This is a genomic window from Alcaligenes phenolicus (assembly GCF_032063905.1).
GTDB lineage: Bacteria > Pseudomonadota > Gammaproteobacteria > Burkholderiales > Burkholderiaceae_B > Alcaligenes > Alcaligenes phenolicus.
Genome location: NZ_DAMBOE010000009.1, coordinates 215,935 through 232,933 on the forward strand (window position 1 = coordinate 215,935; position 16,999 = coordinate 232,933).

Here is a 16,999-nt window from a genome sequence, read left to right on the forward strand (position 1 = left end):
AATGTCCATAGGCTTCAGTACAATTCCATCATGAGCGAAACCACCCCTTCCTTTGTCCATTTGCGATCCCACTCGGAGTTCTCCGTGGTGGACGGCATCGCCCGTATTCCCGAAATGATCAAGAAAGCGCAGGCCTATGGGCAGCCTGCATTGGCTTTGACGGACTTGTGCAACTTGTTTGGACAGATCAAGTTCTATACCTCGGCTCGTAAAGCCGGGCTGAAAGCCATCATGGGCTGTGATATCTGGCTGCAAAACGAGGAAGACCGCGAAAAACCGTCGCGCTTGTTGTTGCTGGTGCAAAACGAGGCCGGTTACTTGAGCCTGTGTGACATTCTGACCCGCGCCTGGTTGGGGAACCAATACAAGGGGCGGGCAGAGGTACAGCGCGCCTGGCTGAAAGAATGTAGTGGTTTGATTGCCTTGTCCGGTGCTCGTATGGGTGATGTCGGCCAGGCTCTGGCCGATGGCAATCTGGATTTGGCCCGTGATTGCGCCCGTCATTGGGCAGACCTGTTTCCCGGCGCCTTCTATATTGAACTGCAGCGCAGCGGTGCGGACGGTGACGAGCTGTATGTACAAGCTGCCATGCGTTTGGCAGCAGAGATGGACCTGCCTGTCGTTGCTACGCACCCGATTCAGTTTATTGCCCCGGACGATTTCCGCGCGCATGAGGTGCGGGTGTGTATTGCCGAAGGCGAACAGCTGGCCAACCCCAAGCGTGTGAAGCGTTTTACGCAAGAGCAATATTTTCTAAGCTCGGACGAAATGCAGCAGCGCTTTGCGGACGTCCCGGCTGCGCTGGAAAACACGCTGGAAATTGCCAAGCGTTGCAACCTGGAGCTGGAGCTGGGCAAACCCTATCTGCCCGATTTTCCCACGCCCGATGGCATGTCGCTGGGTGACTTCCTGATTCAACAGGCCAAAGACGGTCTGGAAATCCGCTTGAAGCAGCTGTATGCCGACCCCGAGGAGCGCGAGAAGCAACGCCCGACCTACGAAGAGCGTTTGATGTGGGAGTGCAATACCATTATTTCCATGGGCTTTCCCGGCTACTTCCTGATCGTGGCGGACTTCATTAACTGGGGCAAGCACAATGGCGTGCCCGTAGGGCCGGGTCGGGGTTCGGGGGCGGGTTCCCTGGTGGCCTACAGCATGGGGATTACTGATCTGGATCCCTTGCGCTATGACTTGCTGTTCGAACGTTTCCTGAACCCTGAGCGGGTGTCCATGCCTGACTTTGACGTGGACTTCTGCCAGGACAACCGCGAACGCGTTATTGATTACGTTAAACAGAAATATGGCCGTCAGGCCGTCAGCCAGATCGCCACGTTCGGTACTCTGGGCGCAAAAGCCGTGGTGCGCGACGTAGGCCGTGTGCTGGAATTGCCTTACAGCCTGTGCGATGGCTTGTCCAAACTGATCCCGTTCAACCCCGCCGATCCCTGGACGCTGGAGCGTGCGCTGGCCGATGAGCCGGCCTTCCGCGAGCGTTACGAGAACGATGAGGAAGTCAAAGCCCTGATCGATCTGGCCCGTCCCTTGGAAGGCCTGACCCGTAGTGTCGGCATGCACGCCGGGGGGGTCTTGATTGCACCCGGCAAATTGATCGATTTTTGCCCGCTGTATGCCCAGTCTGGCCCGGACGCCAACGCCGTGTCGCAATACGACAAGGACGACGTGGAGGCGGCGGGTCTGGTCAAGTTCGACTTTCTGGGGTTGCGTAACCTGACGATTCTGGACTGGGCCGTGCGCTATGTACGCCAGTTCAATGCGGACAAGCGCGAGTTTGACATCATGGCCTTGCCATTGGATGACGACGCCTCCTACAAGCTGTTGTGCGAAGGTAATACGACAGCTGTGTTCCAGCTGGAATCGCGTGGGATGAAGGAGCTGCTGCGCAGTCTGCGGCCTTCCACCTTTGAAGACATTATCGCCATGCTGGCCCTGTATCGTCCGGGGCCGCTGGAGTCGGGCATGGTGGTGGACTTCGTGAACCGTAAACACGGTCGAGCCGAGGTCGATTACTTCCACCCGGATCTGGAAAGCACCTTGAGCAGCACCTACGGGGTCATCGTCTACCAGGAACAGGTGATGCTGATCTCGCAGATTATCGGTGGCTACTCGCTGGGTGGTGCCGACTTGCTGCGTCGTGCCATGGGCAAGAAAAAGCCCGAGGAGATGGCCAAGCACCGGGTTCTGTTTGAGGAAGGGGCGGTCAAGAAAGGCCACGACCCTGAATTGGCGGTCAAGCTGTTTGACCTGATGGAAAAGTTTGCAGGCTATGGCTTTAACAAGAGTCACTCCGCTGCTTACGCTCTCATTGCCTATCAGACGGCCTGGCTTAAAGCCCACCATCCGGCCGAGTTTCTGGCCGCGACTTTGTTGTCCGATATGGACGATACCGACAAGGTCCAGATTTTCTGGAAAGACGCGCTGGCCAATGGCGTGGAAGTCTTGCCGCCAGATATCAATGCGTCCAACTATCGCTTTGAGCCTGTGCAGGATAGCTATACGGAAAAAGGCTTGCCGCCACGTACCATGCGCTATGGTTTGGGCGCCGTGAAGGGTACCGGTCAGGCAGCGGTTGAAGCGATTGTGGATGCTCGCAAGCAAGGCGGTCCTTTCACCAGCCTGTTTGATTTCTGCCGTCGTGTAGACCGCCATCAGGTGAACAAGCGCACCATTGAAGCCTTGGTGCGTGCCGGCGCTTTTGACACGATAGATGAAAACCGCGCCGCTTTGCTGGCCAGTATCGGTGCCGCTACCGAAGCTGCCGAACAGGCCGAACGTAGCGCCAACCAGTCCTCGTTGTTTGACGACGACTCCAACGATATTGTGGAAGGCGAGGTTGCGAAAGTGGCTCCCTGGAGCCTGCAAGATCGCTTGCGTCAGGAAAAGACGGCACTGGGCTTTTACTTCAGTGGCCATTTGTTTGACGCCTGGCGTGATGAGGTCCGCCGTTTTGCACCGACACCCTTGGCACGTCTGGAAGCCTCGCGCAGTCCGCAGTGGTTTGCCGGTGTGCTCTCAGCCGTGCGTGTACGCATGACACGTCGCGGCAAGATGCTTTACGCCATGCTGGATGACGGCTCGGCGCAGCTGGAAGTGGCCATCTTCAATGAGCTGTTTGAAGAGCATCGCCAGCGTCTGAAAGAAGACCAGTTGATCATCATCCAGGGCAAGGTCAGCAACGACGATTACACCGGCGGCTTGCGTATCAATGCTGACGCTATTTTTGACTTGCAGTTGGCCCGTGAGGCCCGTGCCAGTTGCCTGAGCATTGGCCTGAACAATAATGCCGATGCACAGCGACTGCAAACCTTGTTGGCACCACACCGTGCCCAGGAGCAGGGCGGGGTGCCGGTTGAGGTACAACTGCAGCGTCCCGATTATGAGTGCGTGGTGCAATTGGGCCCGCAATGGCGTGTCCGTTTGGCAGACTCCCTGCTGGAGCAGCTGGAAGGCTGGGACGCCACGCGCGAGGTGGAGATCAGCTACCGATGAGGTCCTTGCGCATTCTGCACTCGGAAGCGGCCACCAGCTTTGGTGGTCAGGAAAACTACATCCTGCGAGCCATGCGCATCTTGCGCGAAAGGGGGCATCAGGTGGAGGCCGCCTGCCAACCTCATGCCCAGTTGACCGAGCGCCTGCGCGACGAGGGTTTTGTGGTTCATACCCTGTTGATGGATGGCCCGGCCAATTACATGCGCGGTGTGCGCCAGTTGCGTCGGGTTTTGCGCCAAGGCCAGTTTGATGTGCTGAACAGCCATAGCCGCCGCGACACCATGCTGGCCGGTGTGGCCGGGCGCCTGGCCGGAACCCCCTTGATTGTGCGTACGCGCCATCTGGCCAAGAAAGTGGGCTCCTTGATGTCTTACACCATCGTGCCCAAACGGGTGATTACGCCCAGCGATTATGTGCGCGATCACCTGATCGAGCGGGGCGTGAAACCTGGACATGTTCGGGTGGTCTATCCTTGTGTCGATCCCGGCGTGATTGATTCAGCGCCCCTCCTGGATTTGCGTGCCCAGTTGGGTTTGGCGTCTGATACCTTGCTGGTAGGTTGCGTTGCCGTATTGCGGCGCGAAAAAGGTCATCATGAATTGATCGCCGCCATGCAGCCTTTATTTGATCGCTACCCTCACTTGCACTTGGTGCTGGTGGGGGGCGGCTCTCCGGGCTATGAACAGTTGCAGGCCTTGATCGCGGAGCTGGGGCTGCAAGGGCGGATTCATATGCTGGGCGCTCGTGCAGATGTGCCCTCGATTCTGCCCAATCTGGATATTTTTGCCTTGGCGACCCATATGGAAGCGTCGGGGACTGTTTTTGTAGAAGCTGGAAGCGCCGGCATTCCTGTGCTGGGCAGTCGCGTTGGCGGGGTCCCGGAGATGATGCAAGAAGGCCGCAGCGGTTTGCTGGCGGATTTGCACGACCCGGAGCAGTGGCGCGTCGCCTTGGAAAAAATGATCCAGAGCACAGAGTTGCGTCAGGAAATGGGAGCCGCAGGGCGCCTGTTTTGTCGTAGCGACGAGCGCTTTACCCCGGTTGCCATGGGCGACCGGCTGGAAGGCGCTTATCATGCTTGGTTAAAGGAGCTTCAGGGATGAAAGTGGCAAGCACCGTGCCCGTCATGATGTACCACCATGTCACCCCGGAAGGGGGCATGATCAATGCCAGTCCCGAGCATTTCGAGCAGCATTTGCAATGGTTGAAGAAAAACGGCTGGACCAGCCTGACAACCGAGCAATTTGTAGGCCATCTGCAAGGGCAGGGCGTACCGCCCAAATCGGTACTGATTACCTTTGATGACGGCTACCTGGATAACTGGGTCTACGCTTATCCCTTGTTGAAAAAATATGGCTTCAATGCCGTGATTTTCCTGGTGACGAGCTGGATTAATAAGGGGCCTGTGCGCCCTTATCTGGGCCAGGGCCAGGACGTGCCCGAATGCCCGGCTCATCGTGAATGTGAAGCGCGTATCGAGCAAGGCCGTAGCGACGAGGTGATTTTGCGCTGGAGTGAAATCCACGCCATGCAGGCTGATGGTGTGTTCGAGTTCCACAGTCATACGCATACCCATACTCGCTGGGACCTGAGCGAACAGCGCGATCAAAAGAACGACAAGATGCGTTGGGAACTGGAGCAATCCCGTCAGACCTTGAAGGCCAATATGGGTATGGTCTCTGACCAGCTGTGTTGGCCGCAAGGCTATTTTGATCCTGATTATGTGCAGGTCGCCCAGCAAGCCGGTTTCCGCTATCTGTATACAACGCGCGCCTTCGGCTCCAACCAGCCTGGTAGCGATCCTTTGCACATTTATCGTTTCGCCGTACGTGACACGACGGGCGTATCGGTAGGACGCAGGCTGAATGTTGCGGTACATCCCGTGATCGGTCCGATTTTCAACAGGTGGAAAGCATGGCGTCGTCGTCAACGACAGAAATAGGGCAAAGCGCCGCGCCGAGTTCTGGCAAGCGCCTGTCCGTAATCCTGATCACGAAAAATGAGCAGGCGCATATTCGTGCCTGCCTGGAATCCGTTGCCTTTGCGGACGAGATTATTGTGGTGGACTCGGGCAGTACGGATGAGACGGTGGAAATCGCCCGTTCCATGGGGGCGAACGTTACGGTCACCCCGGATTGGCCCGGCTTTGGGCCGCAGAAGAATCGGGCACTGGATCAGGCCACGGGCGAGTGGGTGCTGTCCATTGATGCGGACGAGCGTGTTACGCCCGAGCTTGCACAACTGATTCAGCAGGAAATGACTCAGCCTCGTGGTACGGCTTACCGGATTGCCCGCCTGTCAGAGTTCGCTGGCCGCTGGATGCGCCATAGCGGTTGGTGGCCAGACCGGGTATTACGACTGTTCAAGCGTGGCACAGCCCGTTTTAACGACGCCAAAGTCCATGAAAGCGTGCAGACCGAGCATCCAGTCCTGGTCTTGGATGGACATTTTCTGCATTACCCCTACGCCAGCCTTGAAGTCTTTATCGACAAGATCAACCGTTATTCCTCGGATGCGGCCCGTCAAATGCAGGTCAAGGGCAAGACCACCAGCCTGCCGGGCATTGCAGGCCATGCCAGCTGGACCTTTGTGCGTCACTATATTGTTCGACGGGGATTTCTGGACGGCCCGCAAGGCTTCATTCTGGCGTGCATGGCCGCTTCTGGCAGCCTGTTTCGATATAGTAAGCTGTGGTATTACACCCGTCAGAAGTCTGATTAGCCCCTTATAATGCCGCCTATGATTCCGATTCTTATGTACCACCAGGTCGGGGTGCCTGCTCCCAAGGGCTCGCCTTACCGTGGTTTGACCGTGCATCCTACTGATTTTCGGCGCCAGATGACTTGGCTCAAGCGCTTGGGTTACCGTGGTTTGTCCATGGCGCAACTGATGCCGTACCTGCGGGGTGAAAAGCAGGGCAAGGTTGTGGGAATCAGCTTTGATGATGGCTACCGTAACGTTTTTCAGAACGCCATGCCGGTGCTGGATGAATTGGGCTTTACGGCGACCAATTACATTGTGGCGCGGCATCTGGACGGTTCGAACTTCTGGGACCAACCCAAAGGAGTGCCGCATTCCGGTCTGATGTCCTTGCCAGAACTGCGCGCCTGGGTGAACGCCGGTCATGAAGCCGGTTCGCATACGCTGGACCATGTGCATCTGACCGATGTGTCCTCGGAAATTGCCCATTACCAGATCGCGCAATCCAAGGCAGAGCTGCAAGACGTGCTGCAAGTGGAAGTCAGCGCGTTTTGCTATCCCTATGGCGATCAGAATCAGGCTATTCGTGAACAGGTGCGTCAGGCTGGTTATCTGAATGCCACCACGACCAATCGCGGTCTGGCCCGTTCAGACGATGATTTGTTTGACTTGCCCCGTGTGACGGTCTCGCGCTCCACTAATATTTTGCGCTTCGTGCAAAAGTGCGTGACACGCCTGGAAGATAAGCGTCGTACGGTTTCCCGCTCATGAGCTCAGATCAAACCCGCGATACTCCCGCTGCGATTCCCGAGCGCCTGCGCATCGCTTTTGTGGTCGACCGATTCGGTAACCGCTTTGGCGGCGCTGAAGCGTATGGGGTGGAATTGATGCGCGAGCTGGCCGAAAAACACGAAATCACTGTGTTTGCGCGCGAATATGACAGTCGCTGTGATTTGAAGCTGGCCTATGTGCCTATTCGACATTGGTCGCATTGGCCGGGCTGGATACGCGGCATCCTGTTTGCCCGTCAGGCCGCCAAGGCCACGGCGCAAGGTTTTGATATTGTGCACTCGCACATGAACGGCTGGTGCGGGGACGTGGAAGTAGTGCATGTCACCCCCGTGCGGTTTAACTGGCGCGTGCGGCCCTTGCCGTTGTTGAAAAAACTGGGCTCTTACTTCAGCCCCAGGGTCTGGGGGTATCTGGGCCTGGAAAAACGCCGTTTGCGCCCCGGTCCTCATGCTGTAGTCGCCGTTTCGGGCCTGATTGCCGAACAATTGCAGCAAGCCTATGGCAGCGTGCACGACTATCCCGTCATTGCTCCCGGTGTGGCCTTGCCGCAAGCCGATGCCCAAGGCCAGGAGCGCACCCAGGTTCGCGAGTCTTTGGGTTTTACGAACGATCAGGTTGTCTGTCTGTTGGTGGCTCGTAATCCGCTGCGTAAAGGCTTGAATACGGTGCTGGAAGCCTTGGCGAAACTGCCTTCTCATTATCGATTGCTGGTGGTGGGCGGAAAGCCGGGTCTGCGTGACCAGATACGACAGCAGCTTCAGGCTCTGAATATGCAGGATCGCGTCATCCTGCAGGGTGAAACTTCTAACGTCGAACCTTTTTATCGCGCTGCCGATATTTACGTGCATCCCACCCTGAATGACAGCTTTGGCATGGCACCGCTGGAAGCCATGTCCTATGGCTTGCCGGTTGTCCTGAGCCCGGCTCCGTGGTGCGGCTTTGCCCAATATGTGCAGGGCGGCTATCACGCATTGCTGCTCAGTCATCCGGAGGATGCTCAGGAACTGGCTCAGGCGATTGAGAAAATCAGCAAGGACCCGGCCATGGCCAGGAACCTGGTCGAGAACTCGCGTGAGTTATTGGTTCAATTCAGCTGGCCTGCCGTCGCGACCCGCTATCAGGACCTGTATCAAAAAGTGTTGCTTCGCCGCCAAGATTAAAGGCAGGTGCAGCCAGGATTTCTCTTTTACCGAGATTAAATCGTCAAAACTGCTGTTCAGTCATTGTTCAGCTTACGCAATAGCGGATACACTTTGTGGCCTGTAGATGCTCGATCCGAGTATTTGCCTGTCATTCACAGCCGCTGACGGAGCGAGTTTTGAAGGTCCTGATCACTGATATTCACCATGGTAATGGCGGTGGCCATGTCACCTATATTCTGGGTTTGTTGCGCGGTTTGGCCCATCAGTGTGAATTCACTCTGGCGGCACCCGCAACGGGCCGACTGTATCGGGAAGCGTCGCAGATACCCGGTGTAAGAGTATTGCCAGGTCTGTATACCGCCCGTATCGGGACGGCCTTGTCGGAAATCTGGAACCTGCGCCGTTTTTTGCAGCGCGAAGCCTTCGATATCGTGCATTGCAATGGCAGTACCGATCATCGTCATGTCATGATCGCCTGCAAAACCTTGTCGAATCCTCCCGTTATTATCTGGACCAAACACAATACCAAGCGTCTACACAGCATGGGTAACCGTTTACGGGCGCGCTTTGGGACTGATCTTTGCATTGCTGTCAGCGATTATGTTGCCCGCCAACTCGCCAATTCCGATTATCGGCGTTGCAACGTTGAGCGGATTTATCACGGTCTGGACTTGGAACATTATTCCCCGGTTTCCGCGCAGGAAAAGCAGGCTGCACGCCAAGCACTTTTCGGCGCTGATTTGGCAGAGAACAGTTTGGTGCTGGGCTCAGTGGGTGGCACGGATCTGGAAAAAGGTTGGTTGCTGCTGGTTGAAGCAGTGTCCCGTCTGGAGCCGGAACTCAAGCAGCGCGTTCGGATTGTGGTAGCAGGTGATCCGCCTGCGGAGGCTGTTCGGGAGCAAGTGCAGGCTTTGGGCTGTGCCGAACAATTGGTTTTCCCCGGCTTGGTGAAGGATGTGCGGTCGATCCTGGCCGCCTGTGATGTGGGGTTTGTGCTTTCGTACAAAGAGTCGGCCTCGTACGCGTGCTACGAATCCTTGGCTTTGGGGCTGCCCGTCTTGATCTCCAATGCGGGTGGCCTACCGGAAAGCATCGAGCATTTGCATGAGGGTTGGGTGGTGCCTTGTGGAGACGTGGCAGCCATTGAGGCGCATGTCCGAGACATGTTATGTCAGAAGTACTGCTTGCATACCGTGGGCAAGCGTGCCAGGCAGCGCGCAGAAAATCGTTTTGATGCGCAGCGTTTTTCGGTGGATACTTATCAGGCCTATTTGAAGGCGCGAGCGCTATAAAGTCAGGTGCAGGCCAAGCCTGTAGTAACAAGCGTTCTGAGTGTATTTCAGAACGCTTTTTTTATGCTTGGTTGTTGAGGGACGGAGCAGTGAGTGTTTCCAGCTCCGTCAGCCAGATCAAGGCATCATCCCGCTTTTCTCCACACATTTCCGGCGAGGCTTGCAAGCCCGAGCAACAGGCAGGGCGCTCGGGTTGGCCAAAAATCCGACAACGTAGCTGTTCGTCCAGCTGAATACAGGGCACACCCGCAGGCTTGCCGTGGGGCATGCCGGGGATAGGACTGGAGATAGAGGGGGCGATACAGCAGGCCCCACATTCAGAACGGCAAATCATGCCCAGCCTCGGGACCAGTACACCAGAATGCCGACATATTCCTTGATGATGGAGCGGCTGGATTGCAGGGCCATCAGATTGGGTTTCCACATGGAAAACTCGGGGCTGTTCGGAACCGTTAGCTGTGGGGCGGCACCAGCCGCAATGACATCGACCCCTTGCTTGCGGAAAATTGCCATGGCGCGCGGCATGTGCAGGGCAGAGGTTACCAACAAGACTTTCTTGGCCTGCTTTTCTTGCAGTAGCTGGGCGGTGTATGCACCATTTTGCTGGGTGGTCAGGCTTTCGTTTTCCATCAGTGTGGCCGAGGCGGGCACATCCAGGTTAGTCAGGGTGTTGGCCATGACCTTGGCTTCACTGATGCCGCCGTCCAGCGCGGCTCCCGACAAGACAATGTAAGGTGCACGGCCCGCTTTATACAGATCGGCCGCTCGTTCTACCCGCGCCGATGTTTTCTGTGCCGTTTGGGGCAAGAACCAATTGCTGCGGTTTTGAGCGGTGTGGCCGCCCAGAACCACAATGGCATCGGCTTGCGTTACCTGCTCAGCCGGCTGATAGGGATACATTTTTTCCAGATAACCGCCCGCATACAGACTGGTGGCAGGCAGGGACCAGGCGCCGGTCCAGAGCAGTCCGGCCAAGGCCAGAGCGGCGGCAGTTTTGCGCAGGCGCAAGATAAAGAGCAGCACCGCCACAAGTAATAGGGCGGCAAACAAATTCAGCGGAATGACCAGGCTGGTCAGGATGCTCGATACATTCATGGGTGCTCCCGCTCTGACTCCAGCACTTGCACCACCTCGTCCAGCGTTGGCCATTGGCCATCGCGCCCCAGGCAAATCGCCCGTGGCGACCAGGGACCGGTGTCTTCAGGGTTGGTGACGCCACATAAGGTCAGCTGCTGGGCCTTGATGGCTGCCGCGATATGGGAGACGCCAGAGTCATTGCAAATAACCCACTGCGCCTGTTGGCAAAGCCGCGCAAACGCTCCTAAAGGCAGGGGCGGCAGGCAACGTGCGCTGGGCGCATTTTGCAGGGCAGCCTCATGCTCGTTGGGCGGGGGGCACATAATGACGGTTTTGCCTTGGGCTTGCAGATGGCGGGTCAGTTGGTCGAAATACGGCCAGACTTTGACGCGGCCTTTGTGCAGTCCCGTTGCGGTAGGGGCGATCAGAATATAGTCACCGGGGCGCAGGGCGGCTTGGCGCAGACTGTTGTCGCCTTCTTGCCGTTGCAGGGGGCTGAGCGTCAAATCCAGGGTGGCTGGGGCTTGTTCAGGCGCCGGGTTCAAATTCCACAGCGCCAAAGCCTGCTGAACAATATAGAACCAGGATTGCACTGCGTGCAACTGCTTTTGCGGCTTATTTAAAGGCCATCGTAATAAAAGGCTACGGCCATCGTCCCGGTAACCGCAGGCCGGCAGACCTGCCAGTTTGAAGCTGAGGGCACTGCTCAGCGAATCGGGTAGCAGCAGACCATATGCTTGGCGATGGCCGTGCTGGCGACGATAACGGCGTATGGCCTTGGCGTCCTGATGCCAGTGGCTGCTCATGGGGATGAAGCCATGCAAGGGGTAGGCCGACAGCAGTTCGCGGGCCCATGGACGGGCGCAAACCACGACGGGCAAACCGGTATCCAGCAGAGCCTGTAAACACGGCAGGCTCATGCATACATCGCCTAGCCAATTAGGCAATCGTAAATAAAGGGCAGAGGGATCAGACATGAACAGGACAACTAGGCAGAACCAACAAGTGCGGAGACGCTCGATTCAGGCAATGAGCGTTAGAATAAACACAATTAGATAGTATATAGGGTGTCCTCGTTGTCCAACGCCATAGAAACCAAAATCAAGCCTGCTGGGCACGATCCTGTCAAATCCGATCTCTGGAAGCGCATTTATAGCCGTTTGCTGCCTTATTGGAAGATAGCGGTGCTGGCGCTGATCCTGGTCAGCATCTCCTCGGCTACCCAGCCGGTGCTGGCGGTGATCATGAAGCCTTTGCTGGATGATGGCTTTACGGGTGCCAATCCGGACTATATGTGGTCCATCCCGCTGGCGGTGATCGGGCTGATGTTTGTGCGCGGCGTGACCAGTTACGGCAGTTCTTATTTGTTTGCCTGGATCGCCAACAAAATGTTGCTGACTTTACGTGGTGACATGTTCTCCCGCTTGCTGGGATTGTCCGATTCGGAGTTCAAGCAAGGGGATACTGGCCGTTTGCTGAACCGCTTCACGATTGATGCCGGCACCATGACTGGCGTGGCCACCGAGGTGGTCACCGTCGTAGTGCGCGAAACCTTGACCGTGATCGCCTTGTTGGGTGTTTTGCTTTACATGTCCTGGCAATTGACCGTCATCGTGTTTCTGGTCATGCCCGCCTCGGTCTTTGTGGCCAAATTGGTGTCGCGTCGCCTGCGCCGCATCAACCGCGATACCGTGAACATGAATGCCGAGCTGACTCGTGTGGTCAGTGAAGCTATCGATGCCCAACGTGTCATCAAGCTGTTTGATGGCTACGAGCGCGAAAACACCCGTTTCATGTATGTGAATGCGCGCCTGCGCCGCTTCGCCATGCGTGCAGCTTCTGCGGATGCCGCTTTGTCGCCCATCACACAGTTGTTTGTGTCGATTGCCGTGGCCGGAGTGATTTTTGTCGCTCTTTACCAGGCTAATACCGGCACGCTGACTATCGGTAGCTTTGCCGCTTTCATGGCTGCCCTGGGACAGATTTTTGACCCTATCAAGCGTTTGACCAATATCACCGGCACGATGCAGCGCATGCTGGTGGCGGCAGAAAGTGTCTTCAAGCTTGTTGATCAGGACCCGGAGCCCGATACCGGGACTCGAGAGTTCACGCAGCCTGTGCATGGTCATATCGAGTTCGACTCGGTGTCACATCGTTTCCCCCACGCGCATCGCGATACCTTGTCCGAGGTCAGTTTTGCGGTGCAGCCCGGCCAGACTATTGCTCTGGTTGGTCGTTCCGGTAGTGGCAAGACCACACTGGCCAATATGTTGCCGCGTTTCTTGATCCCTAGCAGTGGGCAAGTGCGGGTAGACGGCATTCCCTCGGAAGAGCTGACCTTGCGTAGCTTGCGTAGCCAGATTTCTTTGGTCAGCCAGGACGTGGTTCTGTTTGAAGCGACGATTGGCCAAAACGTGGCCTATGGTGCGGGAGCCGATGTTACGCCGGAGCGTATCTGGGAAGCGCTGGAGGCAGCCAATCTGCGCGAGTTCGTGGAAGGCTTGCCACAAGGTCTGGATACGATGGTGGGCGAGAACGCCAATTCCCTGTCTGGTGGCCAGCGTCAGCGTCTGGCCATTGCCCGTGCCTTGATTAAAAATGCTCCCATTCTGATTCTGGATGAAGCCACCTCGGCTCTGGATAATGAGTCCGAGCGTCAGGTTCAGATGTCGCTGGAGACCCTGATGAAGGGACGCAGTACCTTGGTGATTGCGCATCGTCTGTCTACCGTACAAAATGCGGATCAAATCCTGGTGCTGGACGAAGGGCGGATTATTGAGCAGGGCCGTCACGACGAATTGCTGGCCCGCAACGGCGTGTACGCCGGTTTCTACCAAATGCAGTTTCAGTTCAACGAATAAGCAGCCTGGGGCTGCACGATAAGGAACATCATGAAGAAAATCATTCTTGCGCTGGCCGGGCTGGCTGTGTTGGCAGGATGTGCCAAGCAGGGTGCGGAACTGCGAGAACAGGATTTGCGTCGTCCCAGTTATTTCAAGACGGAGCGCCGCATCAATACGGACTTTGTGGGCATTCAGCGTGCCTTGTTCAAGCATCAGGCCGAGTGTGGTAAAGCAGCGGTCTTCAAGATGGATGAGCGTCAGGCCAGCTATGGCACTTTGCGCTACGAACTGGAACCGGGGGCGGGCTGGGATAAAAGTATCCTGATCGATCTGACCATGATGCAAAAGGGTTGGGTAGACGCCAAGGTTTACGCCTACCGCGCTGATGTGAAGCGTGAGATTCAGGAGATCTTCACTTCAATCCGTGCTCCAGGTGTGTGCAATCCGGACGATGCACCAAAAGAAGTGCTGCCCGAGGATGATTTTGTACCGGTTGCGCCGCTGTAAGTGTCCAAGCTTTGTGCTGGGCAACTCGCTCAGCACATGAGGCGCCCTGATCGCAGGATAAGTCTGTCCTGCTCGTGACCCGCTTTTTCAGGCGGGTTTATTGTTTTCAGTCCCTCTCAATGAATAGAGATGATTATGGATCTTGCCTCTACACCCCAAGCCAGACAGATAGCCTCGACAGCAGCGATGCTCTATCTGATTTGCGGCAAGATAGCGGCGGGTAAATCCACCTTTGCTAAAAAGCTGTCCGAGCAGCCCAAGACCGTACTAATCAGCGAAGACGTTTGGCTGGCTAACGTATACCCCGGTCAAATTGCGTCTTTGGAAGATTACGCGCGCTGTTCAGCGCAGTTGCGGGCGGCCATGGCACCGCATATTGCTGCTTTGTTGCAGGCTGGGATGTCTGTAGTGCTGGATTTTCCGTCCAATACCTTGGCAACACGCGCTTGGGCGCGGGAGCTGATTGAAAAATCGGCTGTGGCTCATGAACTGCATTATCTGGATGTGGCAGATGAACTGTGCAAAGCACGTTTGCATGCCCGTAATGCCAGTGGTGAGCATCCCTTTGAGACGACCGAAGCGCAGTTTGATTTGTTCAGTCGTTACTTTGTGGCACCTCAGGAGTCAGAGGGCTTTCATATCATTCGCCATCAGATTAGCGAATAAGCCGGGGCGTGTTTTTCTGCTGCTAGTTGCCGCGTGCCAGAAGATGTTTGCTGGTTTGCTTGTATCTGTGCCTGAGCTTTGCGTGCGTAGGAGCGTGTCCGAGCAGGCCGTAGACTTGCCGTACAAGAGCTTATGTAGGGGATTGGCTACTCAGCCAACCCCAATGCTGATCAATTACAGCAAAATAATATCGTACTGTTCCTGGGAGTAGTGTGGATCTACTTCCAGAGAAATAGGTTTGCCAATAAAGTCGCCCGCTACGGCCAGGTGCTGGCTTTCTTCTTCCAGAAACAGGTCCACGACCTCTTGAGCCGCCAAAATACGAAATTCTTTGGGATTGAATTGTTTGGCTTCGCGCAGGACCTCGCGCAAGATTTCATAGCAGACGGTGCGGGCCGTACGGACGGAACCTCGCGATTGGCAGGTGGGGCAGGGCTCGCACAGTTGGTGCGCCAAAGAGTCACGCGTACGTTTGCGCGTCATTTCCACCAGACCTAACTGACTAAAACCATTGATCGTCACGCGGGTGCGGTCTTTGGCCAGCGCTTTTTGCAGCTCCTGCAAGACAGACTCCCGGTGAGCAGGGTCGTCCATATCAATAAAGTCCAGAATGATGATGCCACCCAGATTGCGCAGACGCAGTTGGCGGGCTAGGGCAATGGCGGCTTCCAGATTGGTCTTGAAGATCGTGTCGTCAAAGTTGCGACCACCGACGAAACCGCCGGTATTCACATCCACCGTAGTCAGTGCTTCGGTCTGATCGATGATTAAATAGCCGCCGGATTTCAAATCCACCCGACGCGACAGGGCGCGATTGATTTCTTCATCCACATGGGCTGTATCAAACAGAGCGCGACTGCCTTTGTGATGACTGATGCGCTCCAGTACCGAGGGCGTGTAAATTTGTGCCCATTCCTTCATCTCCTGCACGACGGTGCGCGAGTCCACGATGATGGATTGGGTGTTGGGTGTCACCATATCGCGTAAAACACGTTGCGCCAGGCTCAAGTCCGTATAGAGAACAGAGGGGGCGCCTTGCTCGCGGATACGCTCCTGAATACGTGTCCACAAAGTGCGCAGATACTGCTGGTCTGCACTGATCTCTTCATCCGTCGCGCATTCGGCCTGAGTCCGTACGATGAAACCGCCTTTTTCATCCTTGGGCATGAGACGACTGACACGCTCGCGCAGCTCGATCCGGTCTGCATCCGAACCAATACGTTGCGACACGCCAATATGAGGATCAAAAGGCAGATACACCAACATGCGGCCCGCAATACTGATTTGCGTTGATACACGAGCACCCTTGGTACCCAATGGATCCTTGATGACTTGTACTAATAGAGACTGACCTTCGTACAAGAGCTTTTCAATCGGCGTGGTCGGACTACCCTGATTACGCTCGGTGCGATTCTGGCGTAAGTCCGCGACATGGATAAACGCCGCGCGTTCCAGGCCAATATCAATAAAGGCACTTTGCATGCCGGGCAAAACCCGCGCCACCTTTCCCAGATAGACGTTCCCCACATAACCACGTTGGATGCTGCGCTCGATATGAATTTCCTGGACAGCACCTTGCTCGACCAGGGCAACACGGGTTTCAAACGGAGTGACGTTAATCAGGATGTCTTCATGCATAGTAATTTCGCTCAGGAATATCTGTTCCGGGCTAGTGTAGGGCCAAGTCGGTGAGGCTGCTATGCCTTTATGACTATATAGAGAGTTTAGGGAGGATGAATGCTTCGCTTTGGTTGGGAGACTGCTTGGGGATGTTTATGGTGCTAGCCGCTCTCTGTAGGTCGCCACTCGAGTCCCCGGGTCCGGGTGTTGGGGCGGACTACTTGCCGGCGCAATGCGCCGGTCCCCTTGTCGCAGTCATGATCGGGGCGCAGTCTGAACTCGCCCAGTGATTGGTCCCCCGGACCAATCACAAACTTTGGGCTCAAACAGCAGACTGCTTGCATCCCCGATCATGACTGCGACCGCGGCAAGTACTCCGACTCGCCCCAACACCCGGACCTGGGGCCCCGAGCGGCTAGCAGCCCTGCATACTGCTCGATCTAGGAGGCCATTCAACTCGCTATATATAGACACTGTTGGTTGAAGGCACAGGGTCGATGCAGTGTTCGTGTGGCCGTTCTTTTGTCCGCCATCCATCCATCTATCCAGCAACCAACCAACCAACCAACCAACCAACCAACCAACCAACCCATCGACTGGCGACTATTTCTGGGAGGGAGTTTGTCCCCTATCTATATAGAAGGGTGATAGAGGGAGGAATGGTCAGAGGACGGGGGAGATGATTTAACGAATTTCCGTGAGGAAAATAGCTTTCAGTTCGTGTTTAGCTCTGAAAAAGCTTGAAGCCTCCTGCCTGAAGGCCAAAAGTCGAAATAAGCTAAAAATTATTTTTATAGCTATTCCTTATAGTTATCAATCAGCTACATCGTTTTACGGAGTTTTCCCTTCTGAA

At 56.0% G+C, this 16,999-nt stretch carries 14 protein-coding genes; 10 read left to right on the forward strand and 4 right to left on the reverse strand.

The features are described from left to right. Window positions 1–30 precede the first annotated feature (30 nt). From dnaE to U2949_RS17300, 7 genes are all read left to right on the forward strand, one after another. Complete coding sequence (gene dnaE, locus U2949_RS17270) at window positions 31–3,507, forward strand: DNA polymerase III subunit alpha (RefSeq protein ID WP_026484358.1); 3,477 nt, start codon at window positions 31–33, stop codon at window positions 3,505–3,507. Further along, window positions 3,504–4,610, forward strand: coding sequence for a glycosyltransferase family 4 protein (locus tag U2949_RS17275; protein ID WP_321289034.1), 1,107 nt, complete (start codon window positions 3,504–3,506; stop codon window positions 4,608–4,610). Before dnaE ends, U2949_RS17275 begins: the two co-directional genes overlap by 4 nt. Continuing rightward, complete coding sequence (locus tag U2949_RS17280; protein WP_026484360.1) at window positions 4,607–5,449, forward strand: polysaccharide deacetylase family protein; 843 nt, start codon at window positions 4,607–4,609, stop codon at window positions 5,447–5,449. The genes U2949_RS17275 and U2949_RS17280 overlap by 4 nt, the downstream gene beginning before the upstream one ends. Continuing rightward, window positions 5,422–6,228, forward strand: a complete 807-nt coding sequence (locus U2949_RS17285) for a glycosyltransferase family 2 protein (RefSeq protein WP_051316347.1) — start codon at window positions 5,422–5,424, stop codon at window positions 6,226–6,228. The genes U2949_RS17280 and U2949_RS17285 overlap by 28 nt, the downstream gene beginning before the upstream one ends. 33 nt (window positions 6,229–6,261) lie before the next feature. Continuing rightward, a complete protein-coding gene (locus U2949_RS17290) occupies window positions 6,262–6,978 on the forward strand; it encodes a polysaccharide deacetylase family protein (protein ID WP_009461672.1) in 717 nt (238 codons plus the stop codon). Then, on the forward strand, window positions 6,975–8,159 hold the full coding sequence (locus U2949_RS17295; protein WP_051316348.1) for a glycosyltransferase family 4 protein: 1,185 nt from the start codon (window positions 6,975–6,977) through the stop codon (window positions 8,157–8,159). The genes U2949_RS17290 and U2949_RS17295 overlap by 4 nt, the downstream gene beginning before the upstream one ends. Window positions 8,160–8,317: 158 nt before the next feature. After that, window positions 8,318–9,433 (forward strand): glycosyltransferase family 4 protein, encoded by a 1,116-nt coding sequence (locus U2949_RS17300; protein WP_026484364.1) that lies wholly within the window; start codon window positions 8,318–8,320, stop codon window positions 9,431–9,433. Window positions 9,434–9,494: 61 nt separating this feature from the next. Here U2949_RS17300 and U2949_RS17305 read toward each other — a convergent pair whose 3' ends face one another. The 3 genes from U2949_RS17305 to U2949_RS17315 are packed head-to-tail and all read right to left on the reverse strand — an operon-like array spanning window position 9,495 to window position 11,430. Further along, entirely contained in the window at window positions 9,495–9,767 is a 273-nt protein-coding gene (locus tag U2949_RS17305; RefSeq protein WP_051316349.1) for a YkgJ family cysteine cluster protein, read from the reverse strand. Then, the gene (locus U2949_RS17310) at window positions 9,764–10,528 is read right to left on the reverse strand and encodes a YdcF family protein (RefSeq protein WP_009461680.1); all 765 of its coding nucleotides are present in this window, start codon (window positions 10,526–10,528) and stop codon (window positions 9,764–9,766) included. Before U2949_RS17310 ends, U2949_RS17305 begins: the two co-directional genes overlap by 4 nt. After that, window positions 10,525–11,430, reverse strand: coding sequence for a glycosyltransferase family 9 protein (locus U2949_RS17315; protein WP_252606160.1), 906 nt, complete (start codon window positions 11,428–11,430; stop codon window positions 10,525–10,527). Before U2949_RS17315 ends, U2949_RS17310 begins: the two co-directional genes overlap by 4 nt. A 147-nt stretch (window positions 11,431–11,577) precedes the next feature. On the opposite strand from U2949_RS17315, the gene msbA reads away from it, so the two are divergent. The 3 genes from msbA to U2949_RS17330 all read left to right on the forward strand — a co-directional run bounded on the left by msbA (window position 11,578) and on the right by U2949_RS17330 (window position 14,526). Continuing rightward, window positions 11,578–13,371: a lipid A export permease/ATP-binding protein MsbA gene (gene msbA, locus U2949_RS17320; RefSeq protein ID WP_407654204.1), complete on the forward strand. Its 1,794-nt coding sequence runs from the start codon at window positions 11,578–11,580 to the stop codon at window positions 13,369–13,371. A gap of 30 nt (window positions 13,372–13,401) precedes the next feature. Next, entirely contained in the window at window positions 13,402–13,860 is a 459-nt protein-coding gene (locus U2949_RS17325) for a hypothetical protein (RefSeq protein ID WP_009461686.1), read from the forward strand. A 135-nt stretch (window positions 13,861–13,995) separates the two neighbouring features. Beyond that, entirely contained in the window at window positions 13,996–14,526 is a 531-nt protein-coding gene (locus tag U2949_RS17330; protein WP_257724206.1) for a P-loop nucleotide/nucleoside kinase family protein, read from the forward strand. Between the two features lie 174 nt (window positions 14,527–14,700). Here the strand turns inward: U2949_RS17330 and rng are convergent, their stop codons facing one another. After that, window positions 14,701–16,164, reverse strand: a complete 1,464-nt coding sequence (rng, locus tag U2949_RS17335) for a ribonuclease G (RefSeq protein WP_009461688.1) — start codon at window positions 16,162–16,164, stop codon at window positions 14,701–14,703. Window positions 16,165–16,999: the final 835 nt, after the last annotated feature.

Coding starts and splice junctions, on each gene's coding strand:
- dnaE (WP_026484358.1), top strand. CDS start 31: ATGAGCGAAACCACCCCTTCCTTTGTCCATTTGCGATCCCACTCGGAG.
- U2949_RS17275 (WP_321289034.1), top strand. CDS start 3,504: ATGAGGTCCTTGCGCATTCTGCACTCGGAAGCGGCCACCAGCTTTGGT.
- U2949_RS17280 (WP_026484360.1), top strand. CDS start 4,607: ATGAAAGTGGCAAGCACCGTGCCCGTCATGATGTACCACCATGTCACC.
- U2949_RS17285 (WP_051316347.1), top strand. CDS start 5,422: ATGGCGTCGTCGTCAACGACAGAAATAGGGCAAAGCGCCGCGCCGAGT.
- U2949_RS17290 (WP_009461672.1), top strand. CDS start 6,262: ATGTACCACCAGGTCGGGGTGCCTGCTCCCAAGGGCTCGCCTTACCGT.
- U2949_RS17295 (WP_051316348.1), top strand. CDS start 6,975: ATGAGCTCAGATCAAACCCGCGATACTCCCGCTGCGATTCCCGAGCGC.
- U2949_RS17305 (WP_051316349.1), bottom strand. CDS start 9,767: ATGATTTGCCGTTCTGAATGTGGGGCCTGCTGTATCGCCCCCTCTATC.
- U2949_RS17310 (WP_009461680.1), bottom strand. CDS start 10,528: ATGAATGTATCGAGCATCCTGACCAGCCTGGTCATTCCGCTGAATTTG.
- U2949_RS17315 (WP_252606160.1), bottom strand. CDS start 11,430: ATGAGCCTGCCGTGTTTACAGGCTCTGCTGGATACCGGTTTGCCCGTC.
- U2949_RS17325 (WP_009461686.1), top strand. CDS start 13,402: ATGAAGAAAATCATTCTTGCGCTGGCCGGGCTGGCTGTGTTGGCAGGA.
- U2949_RS17330 (WP_257724206.1), top strand. CDS start 13,996: ATGGATCTTGCCTCTACACCCCAAGCCAGACAGATAGCCTCGACAGCA.
- rng (WP_009461688.1), bottom strand. CDS start 16,164: ATGCATGAAGACATCCTGATTAACGTCACTCCGTTTGAAACCCGTGTT.